The 734-nt window shown below is 58.6% G+C and carries 1 protein-coding gene; it reads right to left on the bottom strand.

Annotated elements, in window-relative coordinates; all coding sequences use genetic code 11:
- The coding region (locus ACRXB1_RS37155; RefSeq protein ID WP_449494915.1) for an SIS domain-containing protein at positions 1 to 734 on the bottom strand (734 nt) is incomplete at both ends.

Below are 734 nucleotides of genomic sequence, written 5' to 3'. Positions count from 1 at the left end.
TCATACCCTTCGGCATGGATATAGGAAATCTCCTTGAGCTTCAGGGCCCCCTCAAGGGCCAGGGGAAAGTTGATTCCCCGCCCCAGGTAGAAAAAACTCCTGGCCCAGGCGTATTCCCTAGCCAGTTTCTTGGCCTTTTTCCGGAGCATGGGCAGCTCTTCCTTGAGCTGCTTGGGCAGACCGAGCAGCCCCGGTAGAATCTTGTCCCTGGTTTCCTGACGCAGAACCCCTTTCTTGTCCCCCCAGTAATAGGCGAGCAGGGTCAGAAGCACCAGCTGGCTGCACATGGCCTTGGTCGAGGCCACACTGATCTCCGGACCGGCCTGGGTGTAGATGACCGCGTCCGCATCTCTGGCAACAGATGATCCGACCACATTGCAGAGTCCGAGAACGGGCACACCCTTTTCCCGGGCGATACGCATCCCGGCCAGGGTGTCGGCGGTCTCCCCGGACTGGCTGATGGCCAGAACCAGATCCTCCTTGTCCAGAACCAGGCTCCTGTAGCGAAACTCCGAGGCGATCTCCACGGAAACCGGGATCTTGGCCCAGGCCTCGATGATATACTTGGCCCACAATCCGGCATGATAGGAGGTTCCGCAGGCAACGATGCTCAACCGTTTGGGCACATCCATGCTCCTGAGCTCGGGGATGTCGAGAACCTGTTTGCGCTCATCCACCCGGCCTGAAAGACAGTCACGAATGACCTGGGGCTGCTCAAAAATCTCCTTGAGCAT

The sequence above is a fragment of the Caballeronia sp. M23-90 genome (assembly GCF_053574605.1).
Note: the sequence above shows the minus strand (reverse complement) of the source record. Positions and strands in the feature narration are given on the sequence as shown.